Source organism: Lelliottia sp. 489 (assembly GCF_050435885.1).
GTDB classification, from domain to species: Bacteria; Pseudomonadota; Gammaproteobacteria; order Enterobacterales; family Enterobacteriaceae; genus Enterobacter; species Enterobacter nimipressuralis.
Genome location: NZ_JBNDLC010000005.1, coordinates 54,708 through 75,981, shown reverse-complemented (window position 1 = coordinate 75,981; position 21,274 = coordinate 54,708). Strand labels below are relative to the sequence as shown.

Below are 21,274 nucleotides of genomic sequence, written 5' to 3'. Positions count from 1 at the left end.
GTATTGGGGGCCGCAAGCAGTACACCGGCGCAAAGAAGTCCTGGCTGAAACGGGTGGTGCCGTCAGTGCCTTAACCCCCAAATGAGCACACTGTGTTACGTCAACAAAGGTGCTGGCAACAGGCGGCGGAGAGGTACGCCAGCATCGTGCTCCTTCTGCCAGAAGGAGGCGCGTATGGGCGTCGTGGATATGGTTATTCTTATCCTGAGACTCATTGTTGCGGTACTGCAACTGCTTGACGCTGTCCTGAAATACCTCCGGTGATTCAGGGTCAAGTCGCACCAAAGAGGGGCGGGCAACCGCCCCTCTTTAACATCTGCACACTGGCAACATAAGTTGCCGATATCGTTTACAAATCCTGCCTGCTTCTGCTCAATCATTCACCCCAGAGATGCTTAAATTGTCATCTCGTTGTGGTAGATTCCTCGCGCATTTATGGGAATGCGCAGTCACTTATTCTTTATTTCTCTCTTTTTGCAAAAGTATTCAGCGACATGAAAAAGCAAAGGAACGTTAATTTACTGTTGATGCTGGTGTTACTGGTGGCCGTCGGTCAGATGGCGCAGACCATTTATATTCCGGCGATTGCAGACATGGCGAAAGAGCTCAGCGTGCGCGAAGGTGCGGTGCAGAGCGTGATGGCCGCCTATCTGCTGACTTACGGCGTCTCGCAGCTGTTCTACGGTCCGCTGTCTGACCGCGTCGGGCGTCGCCCGGTGATCCTGGTCGGGATGACCATTTTCATGATCGCCACGGTGATCGCCATAACCACTCACAGCCTGACGATCCTGATTGCCGCCAGCGCCCTGCAGGGCATGGGGACCGGCGTCGGCGGGGTGATGGCGCGTACGCTACCGCGCGATCTGTACGAAGGGTCACAGCTACGTCATGCCAACAGCCTGCTGAATATGGGGATTCTGGTAAGCCCGCTGCTGGCACCGCTGATTGGCGGCGTGCTGGACAGCATCTGGTCGTGGCGCGCCTGCTACGCATTCCTGCTCGTTCTGTGCATTATCGTCACCTTCAGCATGGCGCGCTGGATGCCGGAAACACGCCCGACGGGCGCACCGCGCACCAGGCTTATTGCCAACTACAAAACGCTTTTCGGCAACGGCGCGTTCACCTGTTACCTGCTGATGCTGATTGGCGGCCTGGCAGGGATTGCGGTGTTTGAAGCCTGTTCCGGCGTGTTGCTGGGCGCAGGTCTGGGGTTAAGCAGCATGGTGGTGAGCATTCTGTTCATTCTGCCGATTCCGGCGGCATTCTTCGGCGCATGGTTTGCCGGTCGCCCGAACAAGCGTTTTTCCACGCTGATGTGGCAGTCGGTGATGAGCTGCCTGCTGGCAGGGGTGATGATGTGGGTCCCAGGCTTACTGGGCGTGATGACCGTCTGGACGCTGCTGATCCCGGCTGCCCTGTTCTTCTTCGGCGCGGGAATGCTCTTCCCGCTCGCGACCAGCGGCGCGATGGAGCCGTTCCCGTTCCTGGCAGGAACCGCAGGTGCGCTGGTGGGCGGCCTGCAAAACATCGGCTCCGGCGCGCTGGCCTGGCTCTCCGCCATGATGCCGCAGACGGGTCAGTCTAGCCTTGGCCTGTTGATGACCCTGATGGGGCTGCTGATTTTACTGTGCTGGCTGCCGCTGGCGTCGCGCGAGCCGCATCACGAGCAGACGATTTAATCACATGATGGCCCGGCTTCTCGTCGGGCTTTTCACACACCGGTGCAAGCATCGCCTGCAGCAGCGGTTCCGGCCCTGGACGCCACGCCCCCTCCTCGCCGTCATAAAACTGGAAATCCGCGTTAATGGCGTAAGGGATTTTGGCTTTTTGCAGTTCGCAGGCCATAAAGCTGGCGAAAGCCATCTGCGGTGCCGTCGGGGTAACGCGGCTGGATTCACCCACGCCCCAGCCGCCCACCCAGCTCACATGCCCGGTTTTTTGCTGCCAGCGCAACGCGGTAGTGATCCGGCTGCGAATCATCGATTTCTCCGCCGCCGTGCCTGATGTCCACGGGTATTTTCCGTTGTTCTTGAGCGGTCCCCACGGGAAGATGTGCCATTCGGCCAGCACGTAATTCTGGCTGTGGGCAGGCAGCTTAAGGCTGCCGAGATCTTCCGGTGCCGCGCGCAGGCGCGGAGCGACGAAAATCATGCGCTCGGCATCGATGGCATGAATGGCTTTGATCGCTTTTTCGTAGACGCGGTTAAGAGATGCGAGATTGTGATTGAGCTTGTCCGCCGGTTCGTAGATCAGGTCAAAACCGAGCAGCGGCGAGCTTTTCTCGAAGTAGTGCGCCACGGCAATCCACCAGTTCACCACCTCTTTTTCGTTATCCGCTTTCGGGTCGTTTTTGTATTCATCCGCCTGATAGGCAATCACCGGGATCACACCGTATTGCTCACAGGCTTCCACCAGCTTGCGCAGATGAATCAGGCGCGCTTCCGTCGGCTCGCCGGCCACGCGGATACGAACGTGGGTAAAACCTTTGGCCTTAAAATCACGCACTTCCAGCGGATCGAATTCGCGAATGCCGCGCTCGGTACGCGCCCAGTCCACGTCGATGCCCACCCCGAGCTGCTGCGCGTAGCGCGCAGCCGTCAGCGGTGGCTCAGCGGCAGACGCCCAGCCAGAGGAGATAATCAGCGCAGCGGCGATCAGGGGCTTTAACACGGTTAACCTTGCGAGAAATCGAAAGCAATATGCTGTATTTAGCACGCTTTTCGCGGTTTGGTGTAGAGGCTACGCGTAATAATTCTTCAACCCACCTGACTTTTCAGCCAGTCGATAAAGGCATCAATTTTTGGCCACTGCCTGCCCGAAAGGGTCGATATGTAGTAGTGCTGATGGCATTTCAGGGCTTTCTCGCCGAAGGGCGCAATCAGCTCCCCGCGATCCAGCCGCTTCTGCACCAGCCGCTGACGCCCCATGGCGACACCCACGTGGTTCATCGCGGCGATAACGGCTAAATCGGAACGATCGAAACCAATGCCCGACGATGGCGGCAAATTCACTGCAAAGTGCTGCGCCCAGCTAAACCACTCATCGGTTCCCGAGTCGTTACTCCACGCCTGTCTGTCATGCAGCAGCGTGCAATGGCGCAGATTGTCTGGGTTTTTAATTAACTCATGTTCGCGCGCGTATTCCGGCGTGCACACCGGCAGGATCGCCTCGTTCATCAGAAAATGATGGGCGAGCTGAGTGGGCGGCGTATCGTCGAAGTAGAGCGCCAGATCGATACCCGTTCGCTGCATGTTCGGGTAATCATTGCCGGTGAGAATGGTCAGGGAGATCGACGGATAGCGACGGGAAAAATCCCCGAGCATCGGTACCAGCCAGCACTGGGCGATGCTGGGGCGCGAATAGACGGTCAGGGTGCCGGAAAGCGCCTGATTCTTGATGTCGAGGATCTCCTGGTTCAGGGTATCCAGCGACGATTTGAGGGTCCAGAAAACCCGTTTTCCCTCCTGTGTCAGCTCCACTTTGCGGTGCGAGCGGACGAACAGCTGAATCCCCAGCTCCTCTTCCAGCAGGTTAATACGATGGCTGACGGCGCTCGGGCTGAGCGACAGCTCTTCCGCCGCCAGCGCGAAGGACTCATGCCGGGCCGCCACTTCAAAGGTGTACATTTTTGACAGTTGCCAGCCGTTCAACAGGCGATTGCCGACCTCATTCGCATCGTTCATGGCGGTTTTTTATCCCCTTAGTCTCGTATTTCTGCCCTCAGAATATCCGTTATGAATGAATTAATGTGAAGCAACGACGAATAAAGTGCGCTTTTTAGAGCAATGTCACTCACTTGATCCAATCTGCCTCACCTGAACGGCAATTTATATCGTTTGTCAGCAGGTGCCGTTTTTTCGTCCAATAGCCGCAGATAACTTAAGGGTGGGGTGAGATATGGGATCTCAGATGTGGGTTGTGGCGACGCTGCTGGCAAGCATCGTGTTGATTGTATTAACCATCGTAAAACTGAAGTTTCACCCGTTTCTGGCGCTGCTGCTTGCGAGCTTCTTCGTGGGCGCAATGATGGGCATGAGCCCGCTGGATATGGTCAATGCCATCGAGAGCGGCATCGGCGGCACGCTGGGATTCCTGGCGGCGGTGATTGGCCTCGGCACCATTCTCGGCAAGATGATGGAAGTTTCTGGCGCGGCGGAACGCATCGGACTGACGCTCCAGCGCTGCCGCTGGCTCTCCGCCGATGTGATTATGGTCCTGGTCGGGCTTATCTGCGGTATCACGCTGTTCGTTGAAGTGGGCGTGGTGTTGCTGATCCCGCTGGCGTTCTCAATCGCCAAAAAGACGCAGACTTCGCTGCTGAAACTGGCAATCCCTCTGTGTACGGCGCTGATGGCGGTTCACTGCGTGGTGCCTCCCCATCCGGCGGCGCTGTTTGTCACTAACAAACTGGGCGCGGATGTGGGAACGGTGATTGTATACGGCCTGCTGGTCGGGCTGATGGCCTCTCTGGTGGGCGGCCCGCTGTTCCTGAAAATCCTCGGCGATCGCCTGCCGTTTAAACCGGTTCCGGCGGAGTTCTCTGACCTCAAAGTGCGAGAGGAACATACGCTGCCTACGCTGAGCGCCACGTTGTTCACGGTGCTGTTACCGATTGGCCTGATGCTGGTAAAAACCATCGCCGAGCTGAACATGGAAAAAACCGGCTCGCTCTACACGCTGCTGGAATTTATCGGCAACCCTATCACCGCCATGTTTATCGCCGTGTTTGTGGCCTATTACCTGCTCGGCATTCGTCAGCATATCGGGATGAGCGCGCTGCTTAAGCACACAGAAACGGGCTTTGGTTCGATTGCCAACATCCTGTTGATTATCGGGGCGGGCGGGGCGTTTAACGCGATCCTCAAAACCAGCGGCCTGGCCGACACGCTGGCGCTGATTTTATCGAACATGCATATGCACCCGATTCTGCTGGCCTGGCTGGTGGCGTTAATTCTCCATGCGGCCGTCGGGTCTGCCACGGTTGCGATGATGGGGGCCACGGCGATTGTCGCGCCGATGCTGCCGCTCTATCCCAACGTCAGCCCGGAGATCATCGCCATTGCCATCGGTTCTGGCGCCATTGGCTGCACGATCGTCACCGATTCTCTCTTCTGGCTGGTGAAGCAATACTGCGGCGCGACCCTGAACGAGACCTTTAAATACTATACAACGGCGACATTTATCGCCTCGGTACTTGCACTTGGCTGCACGTTCCTGCTTTCTTTCATTATCTAAGCGCGAAGAGACGTACTATGGAAAACGCAAACATCACCACCTTAATCGCCCAATATCCTCTGGTAGAGGATCTGATGGCGCTGAAAGAGACCACCTGGTTTAACCCGCGCACCACCACGCTTGCCGAAGGGCTGCCGTATGTCGGGCTGACGCAGGCGGATGTGAAGGATGCTCACGCCCGCCTGGCCCGCTTTGCGCCTTATCTGGCGAAAGCGTTCCCGGAAACCGCGGCCAAAAACGGCATTATCGAATCAGACGTGGTGGCCATTCCCGCCATGCAGCAGCGCCTGGCGAAGGAGTTTACCACGCCGATCAACGGAAATTTACTGCTGAAAAAAGACAGCCACTTACCGATTTCCGGCTCTATCAAAGCGCGCGGAGGGATTTATGAAGTGCTGACCCACGCCGAAAAACTGGCGCTGGAAGCGGGGCTGCTGTCGCTGACAGACGATTACAGCATCCTGCTGGAACCGCGCTTTAAAGCATTTTTCAGCCAGTACAGCATTGCCGTTGGCTCAACGGGTAATCTGGGGATGTCGATTGGCATCATGAGCGCCCGCGTTGGCTTTAAGGTGACGGTACATATGTCTGCCGACGCCCGCGAGTGGAAAAAGGCCAAACTGCGCAGCCACGGCGTTGAAGTGGTGGAGTACGAACAAGATTACGGCGTGGCCGTGGAGCAGGGGCGCAAGGCTGCCGAGAGCGATCCCAACTGCTTCTTTATCGACGACGAAAACTCTCGCACCCTGTTTTTGGGTTATGCCGTGGCGGGTGAACGTCTGAAAGCTCAGTTTGCTGAACAAGGGCGCGTGGTGGATGCGGATCATCCCCTGTATGTCTATCTGCCGTGCGGCGTGGGCGGTGGCCCTGGCGGCGTCGCGTTTGGCCTCAAGCTGGCCTTTGGCGACCACGTTCACTGCTTCTTCGCCGAGCCAACCCATTCGCCGTGCATGTTGCTGGGCGTTTATACCGGTTTGCACGATGAAATTGCGGTGCAGGATTTGGGGATCGACAACCTAACGGCCGCAGACGGTCTGGCGGTGGGACGCGCGTCCGGGTTTGTCGGCCGCGCAATGGAGCGTTTGCTGGATGGGTTCTACACCCTGTCCGATCAGAGCATGTACGACATGCTGGGCTGGCTGGCGCAGGAAGAGGGCATTCATCTGGAGCCATCGGCACTGGCGGGTATGGCCGGGCCGGTGCGTGTCCCTTCTTCAGTCAATGCAACCCACCTCGTCTGGGCAACGGGCGGCGGGATGGTGCCGGAAGCGGAGATGGCAAAATATCTGGCGAAAGGCCGTCCATCACGTCTGCCGTAACAGCGTCATCAGCTCTTGCGTCGAACGGTTGTGCTTTTTCAAATCGCGCATCACTTTCATAAAGGGTGCGCTGTAGTCATAGAACGCCAGATAGCCCTGACACAGCACGTCGTCATTTGCCGACGTGCATAACCGCCGTCCTGCGCACGTCTGGCATTTCAGCAGCCCTTTCTTCTGGCACAGCGCGGTGCCACACCAGCCGTCCAGTGTGTCGTCGAACAGGCGCACCGAGATCTCCCCGATATCCTGCCGGACCCACATCGCAAAAATCTGCGTTAAGAACTCGCCCCACACCTCCGGCGTTACGGGCTTTTCACCCGCCGTCTGTGGCAAAAAATGGACGTTTTTGTTACCGCTGAGGCGTAACGCTTGATAAACCTTCCCTGGCTCGCGCGCGTTGCAGTTATCGACTACAACCACGCGGGTACTTCCGTGGCATCCTGTCATTCACGACCCTAGAAAAATCAGTATTTGCTGTAAGTGTGTTACAGCAAACAGTAATGCGAGGGAGAGAACTGCGAGAGAGATCAAGAATTTGTCACGCACTGCTTTGGGCTGCGCAAAATCGTTGTGATTCACGTCCATCAGGTTGCGGTTGCGGGTGTAGCGCCAGAGAAGAGCCGCTACCAGCGCCAGCACCACAATCGAGACCCAGAACGGCAGACCGGTGCGGTGCCAGTTGTGTTTAATCGCCAGTGCGATCAAAGCGCCGTAGCCCAGCAGCGTGCGTAGCCAGGCCAGCGATGTGCGCTCGGGCTGCAGGCCGGGGTCGGCTTCCCGTCGCGCTTTGCGGCTATCCGCCATAGAACACCAGCACCATGACCGCTGCCGCGACGGCCAGCAATATCACGCTGATCGCCAGCAGGCCGCGCGTGTAGGGCATATCCTGTTTCAGGCGCATCGCCTTTTCATTGCGCAGCCAGCGCAGATAGCCGTAGATCGCCAGCACACCGGCGAACAGACATAGCAGCAGCGCCAGCACTTCACGAATCAGCGGCGTGGCAAAATCCGGCGCGAGCTGGTCCAGCCCGACGCCTGCGGCGAGAAACCCCAGCGCGGTGCGGATCCATGCGAGAAATGTGCGCTCATTGGCGAGGGAAAACCGATAGTCAGGCGCTTCGCCCAGCTGGGAAATTTTCATGAAGGCTCCTTGTCGTACCGCAAGCAGGCTTCAGCATAGCGTAAATTGACCGGCATCTGGGATGCCGGTCGGCGGGATTAGTGCAATTCTGGCCAGTAATCTTTGTTGGCCTCAATCAGATCATCGAGGATGGCTTTGGCAACCGAAGCGCTTGGCACCGTTTTAGACAGGGTTATCGCCTGCCAGAGTTTGGTATAGGAGCGCTCTTCCCAGGCGTCGACCACCAGTTTTTCCACTGCCACCTGCTGGCCCATCAGCCCCTTCTGGAAGTGCGGAATATCGCCCACGGTCAGCGGCTCAGGGCCGTTTTTGCCAACCAGACAAGGGATTTCGACCATCGCATCGGCGTCGAAGTTATGAATCGCCCCGTTGTTCGGCACAATCAGCAGCATCCGCTCCTGAGTGTTGAACGCGATAGCCGTTGCCAGATCGACGATGTACGACGCATGCTCATCGATTTCCAGCTCACCGGCGGAAGATTTCCCCGCTTCGATGATGGCGCGGCAGGAGCTGAAAACATGCTTCTCGCGGTGATCCATCACTTCGTTCGCGCGGGTGCGCTCCGGGTTTGAGTGCGCCACCACGTAATCCGGGAAGAGGTAATATTTCAGGTAGGTGTTTGGCATGGTGTCTGGATCGAGCGCCTGCACGTCTTTCGCTTTCGCGAACGTGTCATTCCAGCTGGCTTCCGTATGGGCGTCGTCAGAAGGAGGTACATAGCCGTTTTTCGCCACGTATTCGCGCAGTTTCGGCATCAGATCGTTACCGTTCAGATCTTCAATCGACGTCCACCAGCCGAAATGGTTCAGGCCGTAGTAGCGCACGCGCATCTCTTTGCGGTCTTTCAGACCGACGATCTGCGCCATTCGCCCTTCAATGCCAATCGGCATATCGCAGATGTTGAGGATTTTGGCGTGAGGTCGCAGACGGCGGGTGGCTTCAGCAACGATCGCCGCCGGGTTGGAGTAGTTGAGCATCCACGCATTCGGGGAGTATTGCTCCATATAATCCACCAGCTCCAGCACGCCGCCAATGGAGCGCATACCGTAGGAGATCCCGCCCGGACCGCAGGTTTCCTGGCCCAGCACGCCGTGACGCAGTGGGATTTTCTCATCCTTCTCACGCATCGGGTATTTGCCGACACGGATATGCGCCATCACAAAGTCCACGTCGGTAAACGCGGCTTTAGGGTCGGTGGTGTAGCTGAATTCGATATCCGGCGCCTGCTCCTGCAGGATGATTTTGCATGCCTCGGCGATGGTCTCCTGACGTGCGCCGTCGTTGTCATAGAACTTGAGCGCACGCAGTGGGAAGCGGTCGCGATTCGCCAGCAACATCAGGACGATACCAGGAGTGAAGGTGCTGCCGCCGCCTGCGATAACAACTGAGAATTTTTTCATGATACAGCCTCTGTCATGGTGGATGATGGGTTTGTAGTAGAAGGGGTCATCAGGGATTCAAGCTGGTCGCGCACCTGTGGGACGTGCAGCCCAACAATCACCTGAATACCATTGCCGCGACGCACCACACCGTGGGCGCCAAGGGCTTTGAAAACGTCGTCACTTTGCGTTTTGCTCATATCAAACAGGGCGATACGCAGCCGGGTGGCGCAGTTGTTGATACTTTCGATATTGCCTGCTCCGCCCAGCGCCTGCAGATAGGCAGCCGCCTGGCCAGAGCTGGTGTTCGCCGCAACGGTAGTTTGCCCGCGCGCGGCCTGGTAATCCGCTTTGCTGTAGAGTTTGATTTCGCTCTCTTCACGGCCTGGGGTTTTCAGGTTGAAGCGTTCGATAAGCGTCTTAAAGACCAGGAAATAGAGGGCGGTGAAGCACAGACCGATACCAATCTGGGTGAACATCATGGAAGCATGATTGTGGAACATCGGGATCCAGTTCTGAGGGAGGAACTGGTCAAGCAGCCCGCCGCCCATGTTGCCGACCACGCCAAAGATATACATCACGGTCGCCATGGTCGCGGCGAGGACCGCGTGAACGGCAAACAGCAGTGGCGAGATAAACAGGAAGGTAAACTCCAGCGGTTCGGTGATCCCCACCAGCATCGCGGTCAGCGTCGCCGGGATCAGCAGCCCCGCCACTTTGACGCGATTTTCCGGCGAGGCGGTGTACCAGAGCGCCAGCGCAATCCCAACGGAGCCAAACACTTTCGAGTTACCGTGCAGCGCAAAGCCGCCTTCGGGGAACAGGGTTTTCAGCGGCAACGTGCTCTGGCTGAACGCCTGCAAATGCTGCGCCCAGTAAACCTGAATACCGCCCTCGACCGCCGCCGGGCCGAAAATAAATGGACCGTAGACGAAGTGGTGCAGGCCCGTTGGGATCAAAATGCGTTCCAGGAAGGTATACACCCACACGCCCAGCGCCCCGGCGGAGCGTAAAAATGCCTGCAACGACTCAATGCCCATCTGCACTTTTGGCCAGCCGAGCAGCGTCAGCCAGGCGCACGGAATCATCACGAAGAAGGCGATGATCACCACAAACGAGGTGCCCTGGAAGATGCCTAAAAATACCGGCAGCTGTTTATCGAAATAGCGGTTGTGGATGGCGGTCACCAGCCCGGAAATCACAATCGCGCCGATAATGCTGGTATCGAGGGTTTTGATCCCGGCAATCATCGCCAGCCCGCTTCCCGCGGTGGGTTCGGCCATAAAGTTCACGCCAAAGAACTGACCCCAGGTCATGCCCATTGCGTTGATAAAATAGTTCCAGGTCAGGAAGCTAATCAGCACCGCCAGACACGCCCGGCCCTGCGCCTGTTTGGCGAGGCCGATCGGTAAACCGACGGCGAAAATCAGCGGCATATTACGAAAGACCGCCCAGCCGCCCTCTTCAATGATGTGGACGATTTGGGCAAATAAATGATCGGGTGCCGTTAAGGCCTCGCCCACAAAAAGCGGATTGCGCAGCATGATGGCAATTCCGACCACCATGCCTGCGAAAGGGAACAACAGCACCGGGGTAAACATGGCGCCGCCAAAACGTTGTATTTGACTGAGCATCTTTAAATCCTCATGTAACAACCTGTAGGGGGTTTGGCCTTATTGGTTTTGTGCTGGCCTGAAATGAGAATAAAAATTTACCCAGCGGCTCACACCGCGCACCGCTGCGTTCCGTGATCGCATTCATGGTTTTAATTTGCCCACTCAGGTCTACTTTCAGTTCAAAATATGGACATGTTAAGACGCGATGCACGACTGAATACGCGCAGAGAGGTCTACAGGTGATCTACAAATCCATTGCCGACAGATTACGTCTGCGGCTCAATTCGTCGGATTACAATGTCGGCAGCCCTCTGCCCGGCGAAAAAGCGCTGGCGCAGGAGTTTGGCGTGGCGCGGATGACCATTCGCAAGGCCATCGATTTATTGGTCGGCTGGGGGCTGGTGGTACGCCGTCACGGCAGCGGCACCTTTGTCGCGCGTAAGGATGTTCACCATGAAACCACCAATCTGACCGGGCTGGTGGAGGTGTTGCGCCAGCAGGGCAAAGAGGTGCAGAGCAAGGTATTGCAGTTTGAAGTGATGCCCGCCCCGCCCGCCATCGCCAGCCAGCTGCGTATTCAGATTGACGAGCGGATCTACTTTTCGCGTCGGGTGCGTTACGTGGAGGGAAAACCGCTGATGCTGGAAGACAGCTTTATGCCCGTGAAGCTATTCCGCAACCTGTCGCTGGCACATCTTGAAGGGTCGAAGTTTGATTACATCGAGAAGGAGTGCGGGATCACCATCAGCGGAAACTACGAGAGCCTGACGCCGGTGCTGGCTGACCGGCAGCTGGCGAATCTGATGAATTTACCGGAACAGACGCCGCTGCTGCGCATTACGTCACTGTCCTACAGCGACAGCGGCGAGTTCCTGAATTACTCCGTGATGTTCCGCAATACCAGCGATTACCAGGTGGACTACCATCTGCGGCGTATCCACCCGGACGCGTTGTTAGCCTATCCCCCAGAACAGCACGGCCAGTAGCTGCGGCGTGATGATGCGCAGGAACATCACCAGCGGATAAACGGTGGCGTAGGAGAGTGCCGCCGCGCCGCTGGTGGCGTGCAGATTGTTAGCGAAGGCCAGCGCCGGAGGATCGGTCATGGAGCCGGCCAGCATGCCGCACAGGGTCAGGTAGTTCATCTTCGCGAAGATCCGCGCCAGAATCCCGACCGTCAGCAGCGGAACCGCCGTGATGATAATCCCGTAGCCGATCCAGCTTATCCCCTCGCCCTGCGTCAGAGTGTGGATAAAGTCGCCGCCAGATTTCAGCCCCACTACCGAGAGGAACAGCACAATGCCCAGCTCGCGCAGGGCCAGGTTGGCGCTTGGCGGCATGAACCAGTACAGCTTCCCGATACAGCCGATACGCCCCAAAATCAGCGCCATGATCAGCGGCCCGCCCGCCAGACCGAGCTTAAGCGCTACCGGGAATCCGGGCACGTAGAGGGGAATTGAGCCGAGCAGCACCCCCAGCCCGATACCGATAAACACCGGCAGCATCTGCACCTGCTGCAATTTTTGCTGCGCATTGCCGACCATATCGGCGACGGCGTCGATGGACGACGGGCGGCCAACCAGATTGAGGATATCGCCAAACTGCAGGCTGGCATCCGGGCTGGCGACCAATTCAACGCCCGCACGATTCAGGCGTGAGATCACTACGTCGTAACGCTCTTTTACCTGTAAATCGCGGATTTTTTTGCCCAATACCTGCTCGTTGGTGACCACAACGCGTTCCACGCGCATATCGGTGCCCCGCGTCGAGAGGGAGGTGTCTACCTCCTGGCCGATCACCAGTTGCGCGCTGTGCAGATCGCCGGGCTGGCCGACCAGGTGCAATAAGTCCCCGAGCTGAATCACAGTGCCGGGAGATGGGACCATCAGCATTTCGTCCCGCTTCAGGCGCGAGCAGATGATATTGACGCTGTTCAGAATCGGCACATCCTGAATCGCCATGTGGTTCAGATTGGGGTTTTCGACGCGAATGTTGATGGTTTTGATCAGCATGTGGCCATTGGTGATCGTGGATTCATGCTTTTTGGCTTCGTCGTCCACGTTGATACGAAACAGCACACGCACCAGCCACATGGTCAGCAGAATGCCGCAAATGCCAAACGGGTAAGCCATCGCATAGCTCATCCCCATCTGATCCACTACGCCGGGCGCAATACCCAGATCGCGCAGAATTTGCTGTCCGGCCCCCAGCGCAGGGGTATTGGTGACCGCGCCGGAGAAAATCCCCAGCACCACCGGGAGCGGAATATCAAAGATTTTATGCAGAATGGCGGTGACGAGGCCGCCCATGACGACAATGCCGAGAGCAAAGAGATTCAGCCGCAGCCCAGAGACGCGCAGCGAGGCGAAAAACCCAGGCCCGACCTGAATGCCGATGGTGTAGACGAAGAGGATCAGGCCGAATTCCTGAATGAAGTGCAGCATTTCAGCGCTGAGGGTTAACCCAAGCTGATCGGCGAAATGGCCGACAAAAATACCGCCGAAAAGCACCCCGCCAATGCCAAATCCGACACCGCGGATTTTGATATTGCCAATCCACAGCCCAACCACTGCAACCAGGGCCAACACGCTAACCGTTAACGCGATATCACTCATGACCTTTTCCCTGCGCATATCCTTAGTGATTAAGGGGATTCTCGCAGAGGTTATGGGGTTTGTATGGGCGATGGCGCACAAAAAAGCCCCGCGAAAGCGGGGCTTAGTCGTTTGCTTTGCCCGCAGGCACTGCCCTTGAGTAGGCCTGCGGGTTTTGTTGGCCGGGAAAGCGTAGCGCCTTCCGACACAAATTAGCTGTTCAGCGCCGGACGTTCGCTGATGGCGATTTTCTGCGGTGCCAGTGCTTCCGGCACGTTGCGCGTCAAATCAATGTGCAACAGCCCGTTGGTAAAGGTCGCTCCGGAGACTTCCATATGGTCAGCCAGGGTAAAGCTCAGGCTAAACGGCTGAGTCACCAGGCCCTGATGCAGCCACTGGGTCTCGGCTTGTGGTTTTTCCGGCGTCCCTTTCACCGTCAGGCGCGCGCCTTCGAGCTGGATATCGAGATCCTCCTGACGGAATCCGGCCAGCGCCAGCGTGATGCGGTAGTGGTTGTCATCGCTTTTTTCGATGTTGTACGGCGGAAAACTCTGTTGTTCAGCCGTGCTTTGCAGGGCGTTAGCCAGTTTGTCAAAACCAATCCACTGACGCAGCAGGGGGGATAAATCGTAGTTACGCATTGTTAATCTCCTTCTGAGAAGCGAGTTAAGCACTTTTTTTAGTGCGCAGTTGTTCCTGCAAATCCACATGGATTCGCACAGGCTCCCGTTTCGGCAAGCCACTCTGGATGGGCCGCGCGAGCGACCCGCTTAAATTAGTTGATCTCGATACGGCGCGGTTTTTTCTCTTCCGGAATCACACGTTCCAGATCGATAAACAGCAGACCGTTCACCAGGTTCGCACCGTAAACGTGGATGTTTTCGGCGAGCTGGAATTTGCGTTCAAAGTTGCGCTCAGCAATGCCCTGGTAGAGATAGGTACGTTCTTTCTGCTCTGCCGTGTGTGCGCCTTTCACCACCAGCAGGTTGTCCTGCGCGGTGATTTCCAGTTCGCTCTCAGCGAAACCGGCGACAGCAATGGCAATGCGGTAGTGGTTTTCGTCAACCAGCTCAACGTTGTATGGAGGGTAACCGTTACCCTGACTTTGGTTATTTTCTAAATGGTTGAACAGGCGATCAAAACCAATAGCAGAACGGTACAGCGGGGAAAAATCGAAATTACGCATAAATCAACGCTCCTGAAATCAGCGAGTAATGTTTGCCTTCCACCATGGACAGGCCGTTGTGCCACCAAACACCCATCAGGCGTGTTCGTTCTTCGGCTACACAGATAAAGTGGGTCTGATTCCGATCATTTCAAGAGGTTAAATGCGAGATTTTTTTGCACTTTGCTGGGTCTCGCATAGACTGGGACTACAGCACAAAGAGTGAAATTGCGATGGCTGCCACAGAGCGGCGCTTTCCAGCTATTCTTTTCGCACATGGCTCGCTATAACTCGATATTGCGGTTATGTCTCGCCATTAACATTGATTAACAGATGATGAATAATGTTCTGATAAAGCTGACAACATGCAGCGTAGTGGTATTACTTTGCGGGTGTTCGAGCGTGATGTCTCACACCGGCGGTAAAGAAGGAACATATCCGGGCACGCGCGCCAGCGCGAATATGATTTCGGATGATGAGACGAACTGGGGCACCAAATCCCTGGCGATTCTGGATCTGCCGTTTACAGCGGTGCTGGATACGCTGTTAGTCCCGTGGGATCTGTTCCGCACCGATAGCTCGGTGCGTTCACGCGTGGAAAAAAGCGAAAAGCAGAATATGGCCACCAACAGCGTTATCCCACCCGCTGAGATGACAGCGCCCTGATTACTTCCCGGTTTCCGTGACCCAAAGCTGACGGAAACCGGCCGTCTCTTCCATCCACGCCACATTACGGCCATCCGGCGAGAACACCACCGCATCACCCGAGGGCGGATTGCCGTGATCGGACGTCAAAAACGTCACCTCACCGCTTCGCACATCGCAGCAGGCAATGCGGTTGTCCAGCACAAATCCCAGCGCTTCCCCCGACGGATGCCAGTTAAACGCCGACTGAATATCGCGGGTGTTATGCGTCAGCTGGCGCGGCTCACCGCCCTCTGGCGCGATAAGCCACATCTGCACAATGCCACGCTCATCGCGCATCAAAAACGCGATTTCACCGCCCTGCGGATGGCTGCGCACCCAGTGGCGCGGCACGTTGACCAGCCCCGGATAGCGGTTTTCATGGGTAAACGTTAAACGCCGCTGCACCACGCCAGCAGGCGGTGCGGGCAGGGTCTGCTCCGTCCCTTCCAGCGGTTCGTCGCCCGCCCGTTTCCAGCCTGCCTCATCGTCTGGAAGATCGACGATAAACAGCTCCGGCACTTTTTCACCGCGTTCAGAGAGCGTGTCGCCGATAAAGGCCAGCTGGCGGTTACCCACCCAGCCCTCTTCATAGGCGCGGTTGATCTCATCGCTGCCGGGCCGTGGCGTAGGCGTCGTGCGGCTGATCAGTACGCTCCAGAACGTTCCGGCATATTCGCGCGGATGATTGCCCTGCGGCATCACCGGGCCGAACGGCACGGCGACGCCGACATTGCGCAGATCCAGCGTCACGTCGCGTTCGTGCATCACATGGTCGTTATAGGTAAAACTGACCCGTTGCCCGTTGGGGCTAAAAACGTGAACGTGGCTCCCGCCGCGCAGCGCGCCGGGGGTATAGGGCGCAGTGATATCCATGGCATCGAGATTACTGACTTCGCCGTTGCAGGCAATCACACCGCGACGATGGTGAAAGTCGTAGTGCCAGATCGCATCCGGGTTTTCCGGGCCGTGAATAAAGACGTACTGTTCCTCAAGAGGATGAACGGTCACCACGCCCACGTGCGCGCCATTTTTAGCGCGGTAGATCACCTCGGTTTCGCCCGTGTTCACGTTGACTCGCTCGATCGTCTCGCCCGTAAAGGACGCGCCGGACGGTCGCACGTCAAACGCCAGCCATTGGCTGTCAGGCGTCCAGGTATTGGTATTCGTGAGTTGGTGATGACGGGGAGCGAAGGTGATTTGTTTCATGGAGAGACCCTGATGCGCGGTTATCGCATCAGGGTAAAGCATCGCGAAGATTTAGCCTACTCGTTTAACATCGCCGACCAGCAGGATGTAGGAGAGCGCGCCAATCAGAGTGATGACGGAGATGTAGGTCAGAGCAGGTGCAAAGCCGTGCGCCTGCGCCAGATAGCCAATGACCAGCGGAACGGTGATACCGCCTAACCCGCCGGCAAAGTTAAACACGCCTCCGGTGAGGCCAATCAGACGCATCGGTGCCAGTGAGGAGACCAGCGACCAGGTGATGGACGCAAAACCGTTGCCGAAGAAGGCCACCGCCATCAGCACGGTGATCCACACCGGGTCATTGGTGTAGTTCGCGCCCATGATGCAGGTGGAGAGCAGCAGGCCGAAGATGATCGGCAGCTTGCGCGAGAATCCAATCGAGCAGCCTTTGCGCACTAACATATCGGCAATCCAGCCCGACAACAGGACGCCCACGAACGCTGCCAGGAACGGAACCGTGGTCATGAAACCGGCTTTCAGCGCGGTGATGCCTTTTTCCTGGGTCAGATAGTTCGGGAACCAGGTCAGGAAGAACCACAGGGTTGACGCAATCGCGAACTGCCCGAGATAAACCCCCACCAGTTTGCGGTGGAAAACCAGTTTCCAGTCACTTTTGGTCAGGCGGGTGCGCCCCTTGTTTTCAATCTGCGCATCGCCATCCACCAGACCACCGCCCTGCTCGATGTAATTCAGTTCAGCTGTGGTGATGCCTTTGGTTTTACGCGGTGACTGATAGACCTTAAACCAGACAAACGACCAGATAATCCCGACGCCGCCGGTGATGATGAACACCCAGTGCCAGCTTAGCGACTCCTGGATCCAGATCAGCAGCGGCGTGAGGAACGCCAGGCCTACAAACTGTCCGGAGGTGTAGAACCCCACCGCCGAGGCGCGTTCATGCTCCGGGAACCAGCTGGTCACCATGCGGTTGTTGGTCGGGAAAGCGGGCGCTTCGAAGATCCCGGTGATGGCACGCAGGCCAATCAGCGACAGCAGTCCGGTGGCAAAGCCCTGGAACAGGGTGGCAACGGACCAGCCAAAAATCGCGATGCAGTAGGTGGTGCGAGAGCCTAGGCGGTCCAGCACACGTCCACCTGGGATCTGGCACAGGGTATACATCCAGGCAAACGCCGAGAAGATGTAGCCCATCTCGGTTTTCGAAATGCCAAACTCTTCCTGAATATGCGCGGACGCTACGGCCAGGTTGGCGCGGTCAACGTAGCAAATCACCACGGTAATAAAAATCATCAGCAGCGTCAGGTAACGACGACGGCCTGTTTTTGCGGTAGTCACAGAAATATCCATTAATCTGTCTCCAGATTTTGGGCATAGCGATACACGTCACCATGCCCTGTAAGTTACAGAGGGTTATGTTTTTGTGGGTAAGAATTTTTGCCCGGGAATATGGCGCTGACCGGGCTTACGAAATGGTGATCACCACTCCGCTACGCTACCATCCGAATATCGCCACAGCGGGTTACGCCAGTCGGAGGCGTTTTTACTCAGCTCAATCACTTTGGCTTCGTCAATGTCCACGCCCAGACCCGGTTTGGTTAACGGTTTGAAGAACCCGCCTTCCATGTTGAAGTCTTCTTTGTTTTTCACAAAATCGAGCAGCTCAGCACCTTTGTTGTAATGGATGCCCATGCTCTGCTCCTGGAATACCGCGTTACGCGAGACGAAGTCCACGTGCAGACAGGCGGCCAGGGCAATCGGTCCCAGCGGGCAGTGCGGCGCCAGCGCCACGTCGTAAGCTTCGGCCATACCAGCGATTTTGTAGCATTCGGTGATACCCCCGGCGTGGGACAGATCCGGCTGCAGAATCGCCAGGCCGCCCGCTTCCAGCACGCGTTTGAATTCGAAGCGCGAGAACATACGTTCGCCCGCCGCGATCGGAATATGGGTCTGCGCCGCCAGCGTCGGATAGTACTCGGCCTGCTCCGCCAGTACCGGCTCTTCGATAAACAGCGGGCGGTACGGCTCCAGCTCTTTGATCAGCACTTTCGCCATCGGCGCGCTGACGCGACCGTGGAAATCGAGGCCAAACTCAATCTCATTGCCAAAGGCTTCGCGGATTTGCGCCACCGTATTCACGGCGTTATCCACCGCGCGGGAGCTGTCAATGACGCCCATCTCTTCGCAGCCGTTAAGCTTGAAGGTATCAAAGCCAATTTTGCGCAGCGTTTTGATGCCGTCGATCACCTCTGCCGGACGGTCACCGCCGACCCAGCTGTAGGCTTTAATTTTGTCGCGCACCAGACCGCCCATCAGCTGCCAGACCGGAGCGTTCAGCACTTTGCCTTTGATATCCCACAGCGCCTGATCGATACCGGCGATGGCGCTCATCAGGATCGGGCCGCCGCGATAAAATCCACCGCGATACATTACTTGCCACAGATCGTTAATACGCGCCGGGTCCTGACCGATCAGGAACTCTTTCAGCTCATGCACCGCCGCTTCGACGGTACGCGCGCGGCCTTCAATTACCGGCTCGCCCCAGCCGATGACGCCTTCGTCGGTTTCGATTTTTAGAAACATCCAGCGCGGGGGTAAACGGTACGTGGTGATGTTGGTAATTTTCATTTCACTGCCTCTCGATACGCCTTAACAAACGCGGCTGCCTGCGCTGCAGTACGCTCAACGGACTGCCCGGCGCGATAGAGATCGCTGCCAAGCCCTGCCCCTGCACAACCGGCATTCAGCCACTGCGTCAGGTTTTCCGGCGTCACGCCCCCCACGGCAAAGACCGGAACATCAGCCGGAAGTACCGCTTTCAGCGCTTTGATGTAATCCGGGCCGAAGGCCGACGACGGGAAAATTTTCAGCGCCTGCGCGCCCGCATCCAGCGCGGTAAACGCTTCGGTGGCAGTCGCACAGCCAGGGCAGACGGTCATGCCGTAACCTACCGCGCGGCGGATGACCTCGGGCTGAATGTTTGGCGTGACGATAAGCTTGCAGCCCATACTGGCGAGTTGCTCGACCTGCTCGGGTTTTAAGACCGTACCCGCGCCAATTAGCGCTCTGTCGCCAAACGCGTCCACCACTGCCGGGATGCTCTTTTCCCACTGCGGTGAATTGAGCGGGATTTCCACTGCGTCAAATCCGGCGTCGATGACTGCGCCCACGTGTGCGAGCGCGTCGTCCGGCGTAATGCCGCGCAAAATCGCGATGAGAGGGAGATTAGTTTGCCACTGCATTAGCGATGCTCCTTATACCTGCCTGGAATGCCACGTCGCCTTCAAGCGTTGAAACTTCGCGACCACAGGCGCGAAACGCCTGCTGGTAACGAGCGGTTAACGATGAACCCGCGACAAGGGTGATGTCCTGCTGCCCGGCGAACTGCTCGCCCAGGGTGGCGACTTCTGCGCCAATCAGCAGACCGGAGAGAAATTCGCTGACCTGTTCACGCGGGAGAGTCCCCAGCACGTGTGAAGCGCGAACTTCAAAAAGTTGTGGCAGAACGGCAGGCGAAGCGAGACCGCGTGCAAGCCCGGCAGCAAAAGCCTCAGGAGAGGGTTGCTGTTCCGGCAGGCCGGCGCCCACCAGCGAATGACGCAGCAGCACATGATGCAATTCGCCGGTCAGCACGGTCCGAAAATCGTGGATCTGCTCCGCGTCGGCATGCACCCATTTGCAGTGCGTGCCGGGCATAACATAGACAGAAGAAGGAGAAAGGGTGCGCGCGCCGAGGAGCTGTGTCTCTTCGCCACGCATCACGTTATGGTTATCGTCACGGGAAACGCAAAGTCCGGGAATAATCCAGATATTGTCGCCAACGGACGTTAACGTCTCACCAATGGCAGAGAAATGGGCAGGAACAGGCAAGTACGGCGCGACTTTCCAGCCCACGTTGCTGCCTACCATCCCAGCCATGACCACCGGTGTCGCGCCTTCGCGCCAGTTTTCAGTGACTTCTGCTAACACCGCCTGAGGGGATTTACCGTTCAGGCGCGTGACGCCTGCTTCTGATTGCCTGTTATCCAGGCATTTATCGCCTTCATAAAGCCAGGCGCGCAGATTGGTCGATCCCCAGTCAATAGCGATGTAGCGAGATGTCATGTGATTTCCTTTAACCTTCGTGTCGAGCTGGCGATCATGGCGAGCGCCGCTTGCTCTGCCGCATTGCTGTCCTGATGTCGTATCGCATCGAACAGCACTTTATGTTCCTGCAGGGTCTTGGGCATGTTGGCCTCATCCCCCATCCAGGTCCGTTCAAAAACTGCGCGCTGTAGCGAGCTGATCGCCACGCTAAGCTGCTGTAAAACCGGGTTATGCACTGATTCCAGCACCGCCTCGTGATAGCGGATATCCGCTTCGTTAAAAGCGTCCCTGTCCTGGTTGTTGGCGATCATGTCGTTGAGCGCCGCTTCGATCTGGGCCAGGTCCCCTGATGTCGCCCGCTCGGCTGCCCAGCGGGCAATTGCCGGCTCAACCAGGTTTCGTACCTCGCTCATCGCACCGATGAGCTGCGGGTCGTCGTCGTTTGCCAGCACCCACTGCAGAACGTCGGTGTCGAGGTAGTTCCACTGTTTACGCGGGGCGACAAAGGCGCCGCGATAACGCTTCATTTCGATCAGCCGTTTCGCCATTAGCGAGCGAAACACTTCGCGGATGATGTTGCGCGAGGTTTCAAACTCCTCGCACAGCTCGGCCTCGGCGGGAAGCGGCGAACCCGGTACGTACTTACCGCTGACAATCTGATTGCCCAGCGCGATGACGATGCGGTCGGTTTTGTTGAGAGTCATGGAGAATCCTTGTTTCTTTTGTCCATCACTACTTTACCGCGACCGATGAGTTTCACCTCACTTTTGCAGTACAAACGTGAGGTCGTTCGTCAATTCCATGGCCGTAATGTAGTACAATCATATTGTGTTGTACTACAATCCAGATCAC

General features: G+C 57.2%; 21 protein-coding genes, 1 pseudogene and 1 other annotated feature. Of the genes and pseudogenes, 6 read left to right on the top strand and 16 right to left on the bottom strand.

All coding sequences use genetic code 11. The features are described 5' to 3' along the window. The first annotated feature begins 174 nt into the window (after positions 1–174). Both tisB and emrD read left to right on the top strand, forming a co-directional pair. Positions 175–264 carry a type I toxin-antitoxin system toxin TisB gene (gene tisB, locus ABIE11_RS16285; protein WP_100778256.1) on the top strand — a complete coding sequence of 30 codons (90 nt, stop codon included), beginning with the start codon at positions 175–177 and terminating at the stop codon, positions 262–264. 230 nt (positions 265–494) lie between these two features. Then, entirely contained in the window at positions 495–1,679 is a 1,185-nt protein-coding gene (emrD, locus tag ABIE11_RS16280) for a multidrug efflux MFS transporter EmrD (protein ID WP_129035798.1), read from the top strand. Here emrD and ABIE11_RS16275 read toward each other — a convergent pair. Together ABIE11_RS16275 and dsdC are read right to left on the bottom strand one after the other, a co-directional pair. Further along, positions 1,582–2,670, bottom strand: coding sequence for a glycoside hydrolase family 5 protein (locus tag ABIE11_RS16275; protein ID WP_429184877.1), 1,089 nt, complete (start codon positions 2,668–2,670; stop codon positions 1,582–1,584). The two genes, emrD and ABIE11_RS16275, sit on opposite strands and share 98 nt — an antisense overlap. Positions 2,671–2,756: 86 nt before the next feature. Then, on the bottom strand, positions 2,757–3,683 hold the full coding sequence (gene dsdC / locus ABIE11_RS16270) for a DNA-binding transcriptional regulator DsdC (protein WP_100778258.1): 927 nt from the start codon (positions 3,681–3,683) through the stop codon (positions 2,757–2,759). A 214-nt stretch (positions 3,684–3,897) separates the two neighbouring features. Here dsdC and dsdX point away from each other — a divergent pair, with 214 nt between their 5' ends. Both dsdX and dsdA read left to right on the top strand, forming a co-directional pair. Beyond that, positions 3,898–5,235, top strand: a complete 1,338-nt coding sequence (gene dsdX, locus ABIE11_RS16265; protein WP_429184876.1) for a D-serine transporter DsdX — start codon at positions 3,898–3,900, stop codon at positions 5,233–5,235. A gap of 17 nt (positions 5,236–5,252) precedes the next feature. Beyond that, on the top strand, positions 5,253–6,554 hold the full coding sequence (gene dsdA, locus ABIE11_RS16260; RefSeq protein WP_429184875.1) for a D-serine ammonia-lyase: 1,302 nt from the start codon (positions 5,253–5,255) through the stop codon (positions 6,552–6,554). Here the strand turns inward: dsdA and ABIE11_RS16255 are convergent. From ABIE11_RS16255 to ABIE11_RS16235, 5 genes are all read right to left on the bottom strand, one after another. After that, a complete protein-coding gene (locus ABIE11_RS16255; RefSeq protein ID WP_129035795.1) occupies positions 6,540–7,001 on the bottom strand; it encodes a regulator in 462 nt (153 codons plus the stop codon). The two genes, dsdA and ABIE11_RS16255, sit on opposite strands and share 15 nt — an antisense overlap. Then, positions 7,002–7,358 carry a DUF202 domain-containing protein gene (locus ABIE11_RS16250; RefSeq protein ID WP_312069746.1) on the bottom strand — a complete coding sequence of 119 codons (357 nt, stop codon included), beginning with the start codon at positions 7,356–7,358 and terminating at the stop codon, positions 7,002–7,004. After that, positions 7,348–7,695, bottom strand: coding sequence for a YidH family protein (locus tag ABIE11_RS16245; protein WP_100778263.1), 348 nt, complete (start codon positions 7,693–7,695; stop codon positions 7,348–7,350). Before ABIE11_RS16245 ends, ABIE11_RS16250 begins: the two co-directional genes overlap by 11 nt. Positions 7,696–7,772: 77 nt before the next feature. Beyond that, positions 7,773–9,095, bottom strand: a complete 1,323-nt coding sequence (locus ABIE11_RS16240) for a 6-phospho-alpha-glucosidase (RefSeq protein WP_100778264.1) — start codon at positions 9,093–9,095, stop codon at positions 7,773–7,775. Further along, on the bottom strand, positions 9,092–10,708 hold the full coding sequence (locus ABIE11_RS16235; RefSeq protein WP_184957400.1) for an alpha-glucoside-specific PTS transporter subunit IIBC: 1,617 nt from the start codon (positions 10,706–10,708) through the stop codon (positions 9,092–9,094). The genes ABIE11_RS16240 and ABIE11_RS16235 overlap by 4 nt, the downstream gene beginning before the upstream one ends. A gap of 221 nt (positions 10,709–10,929) precedes the next feature. On the opposite strand from ABIE11_RS16235, the gene ABIE11_RS16230 reads away from it, so the two are divergent. Beyond that, entirely contained in the window at positions 10,930–11,676 is a 747-nt protein-coding gene (locus ABIE11_RS16230; protein ID WP_102105112.1) for a GntR family transcriptional regulator, read from the top strand. On the opposite strand, the gene ABIE11_RS16225 is transcribed toward ABIE11_RS16230, so the two are convergent. From ABIE11_RS16225 to ibpA, 3 genes are all read right to left on the bottom strand, one after another. Then, complete coding sequence (locus tag ABIE11_RS16225) at positions 11,644–13,305, bottom strand: putative transporter (protein WP_102105113.1); 1,662 nt, start codon at positions 13,303–13,305, stop codon at positions 11,644–11,646. The genes ABIE11_RS16230 and ABIE11_RS16225 overlap by 33 nt on opposite strands. Positions 13,306–13,496: 191 nt before the next feature. Continuing rightward, entirely contained in the window at positions 13,497–13,925 is a 429-nt protein-coding gene (gene ibpB / locus ABIE11_RS16220) for a small heat shock chaperone IbpB (protein WP_429184874.1), read from the bottom strand. 134 nt (positions 13,926–14,059) lie between these two features. After that, a complete protein-coding gene (gene ibpA / locus ABIE11_RS16215; RefSeq protein ID WP_100778268.1) occupies positions 14,060–14,470 on the bottom strand; it encodes a small heat shock chaperone IbpA in 411 nt (136 codons plus the stop codon). Beyond that, positions 14,464–14,536, bottom strand: a sequence feature (ROSE (Repression Of Heat Shock gene Expression) occurs in the 5'-region of heat shock genes and acts as an RNA thermometer to modulate expression.). (Overlaps the previous gene by 7 nt.) Before the next feature lie 246 nt (positions 14,537–14,782). Between ibpA and ABIE11_RS16210 the strand changes: the two genes are divergently transcribed. After that, complete coding sequence (locus ABIE11_RS16210) at positions 14,783–15,115, top strand: YceK/YidQ family lipoprotein (RefSeq protein ID WP_100778269.1); 333 nt, start codon at positions 14,783–14,785, stop codon at positions 15,113–15,115. Here the strand turns inward: ABIE11_RS16210 and ABIE11_RS16205 are convergent, their stop codons facing one another. The 6 genes and pseudogenes from ABIE11_RS16205 to dgoR all read right to left on the bottom strand — a co-directional run bounded on the left by ABIE11_RS16205 (position 15,116) and on the right by dgoR (position 21,126). Beyond that, positions 15,116–16,342: a DUF3748 domain-containing protein gene (locus tag ABIE11_RS16205; RefSeq protein WP_429184873.1), complete on the bottom strand. Its 1,227-nt coding sequence runs from the start codon at positions 16,340–16,342 to the stop codon at positions 15,116–15,118. It lies immediately after the preceding gene. A gap of 51 nt (positions 16,343–16,393) precedes the next feature. Further along, a pseudogene (locus ABIE11_RS16200) lies at positions 16,394–17,729 on the bottom strand (MFS transporter). Between the two features lie 86 nt (positions 17,730–17,815). Next, positions 17,816–18,964, bottom strand: coding sequence for a galactonate dehydratase (gene dgoD, locus ABIE11_RS16195; protein WP_429184872.1), 1,149 nt, complete (start codon positions 18,962–18,964; stop codon positions 17,816–17,818). Beyond that, positions 18,961–19,578, bottom strand: a complete 618-nt coding sequence (locus ABIE11_RS16190) for a 2-dehydro-3-deoxy-6-phosphogalactonate aldolase (protein ID WP_100778273.1) — start codon at positions 19,576–19,578, stop codon at positions 18,961–18,963. Before ABIE11_RS16190 ends, dgoD begins: the two co-directional genes overlap by 4 nt. After that, the gene (locus tag ABIE11_RS16185) at positions 19,562–20,440 is read right to left on the bottom strand and encodes a 2-dehydro-3-deoxygalactonokinase (protein WP_429184871.1); all 879 of its coding nucleotides are present in this window, start codon (positions 20,438–20,440) and stop codon (positions 19,562–19,564) included. The genes ABIE11_RS16190 and ABIE11_RS16185 overlap by 17 nt, the downstream gene beginning before the upstream one ends. Then, positions 20,437–21,126: a D-galactonate utilization transcriptional regulator DgoR gene (gene dgoR, locus ABIE11_RS16180; RefSeq protein ID WP_100778275.1), complete on the bottom strand. Its 690-nt coding sequence runs from the start codon at positions 21,124–21,126 to the stop codon at positions 20,437–20,439. Before dgoR ends, ABIE11_RS16185 begins: the two co-directional genes overlap by 4 nt. Positions 21,127–21,274: the final 148 nt, after the last annotated feature.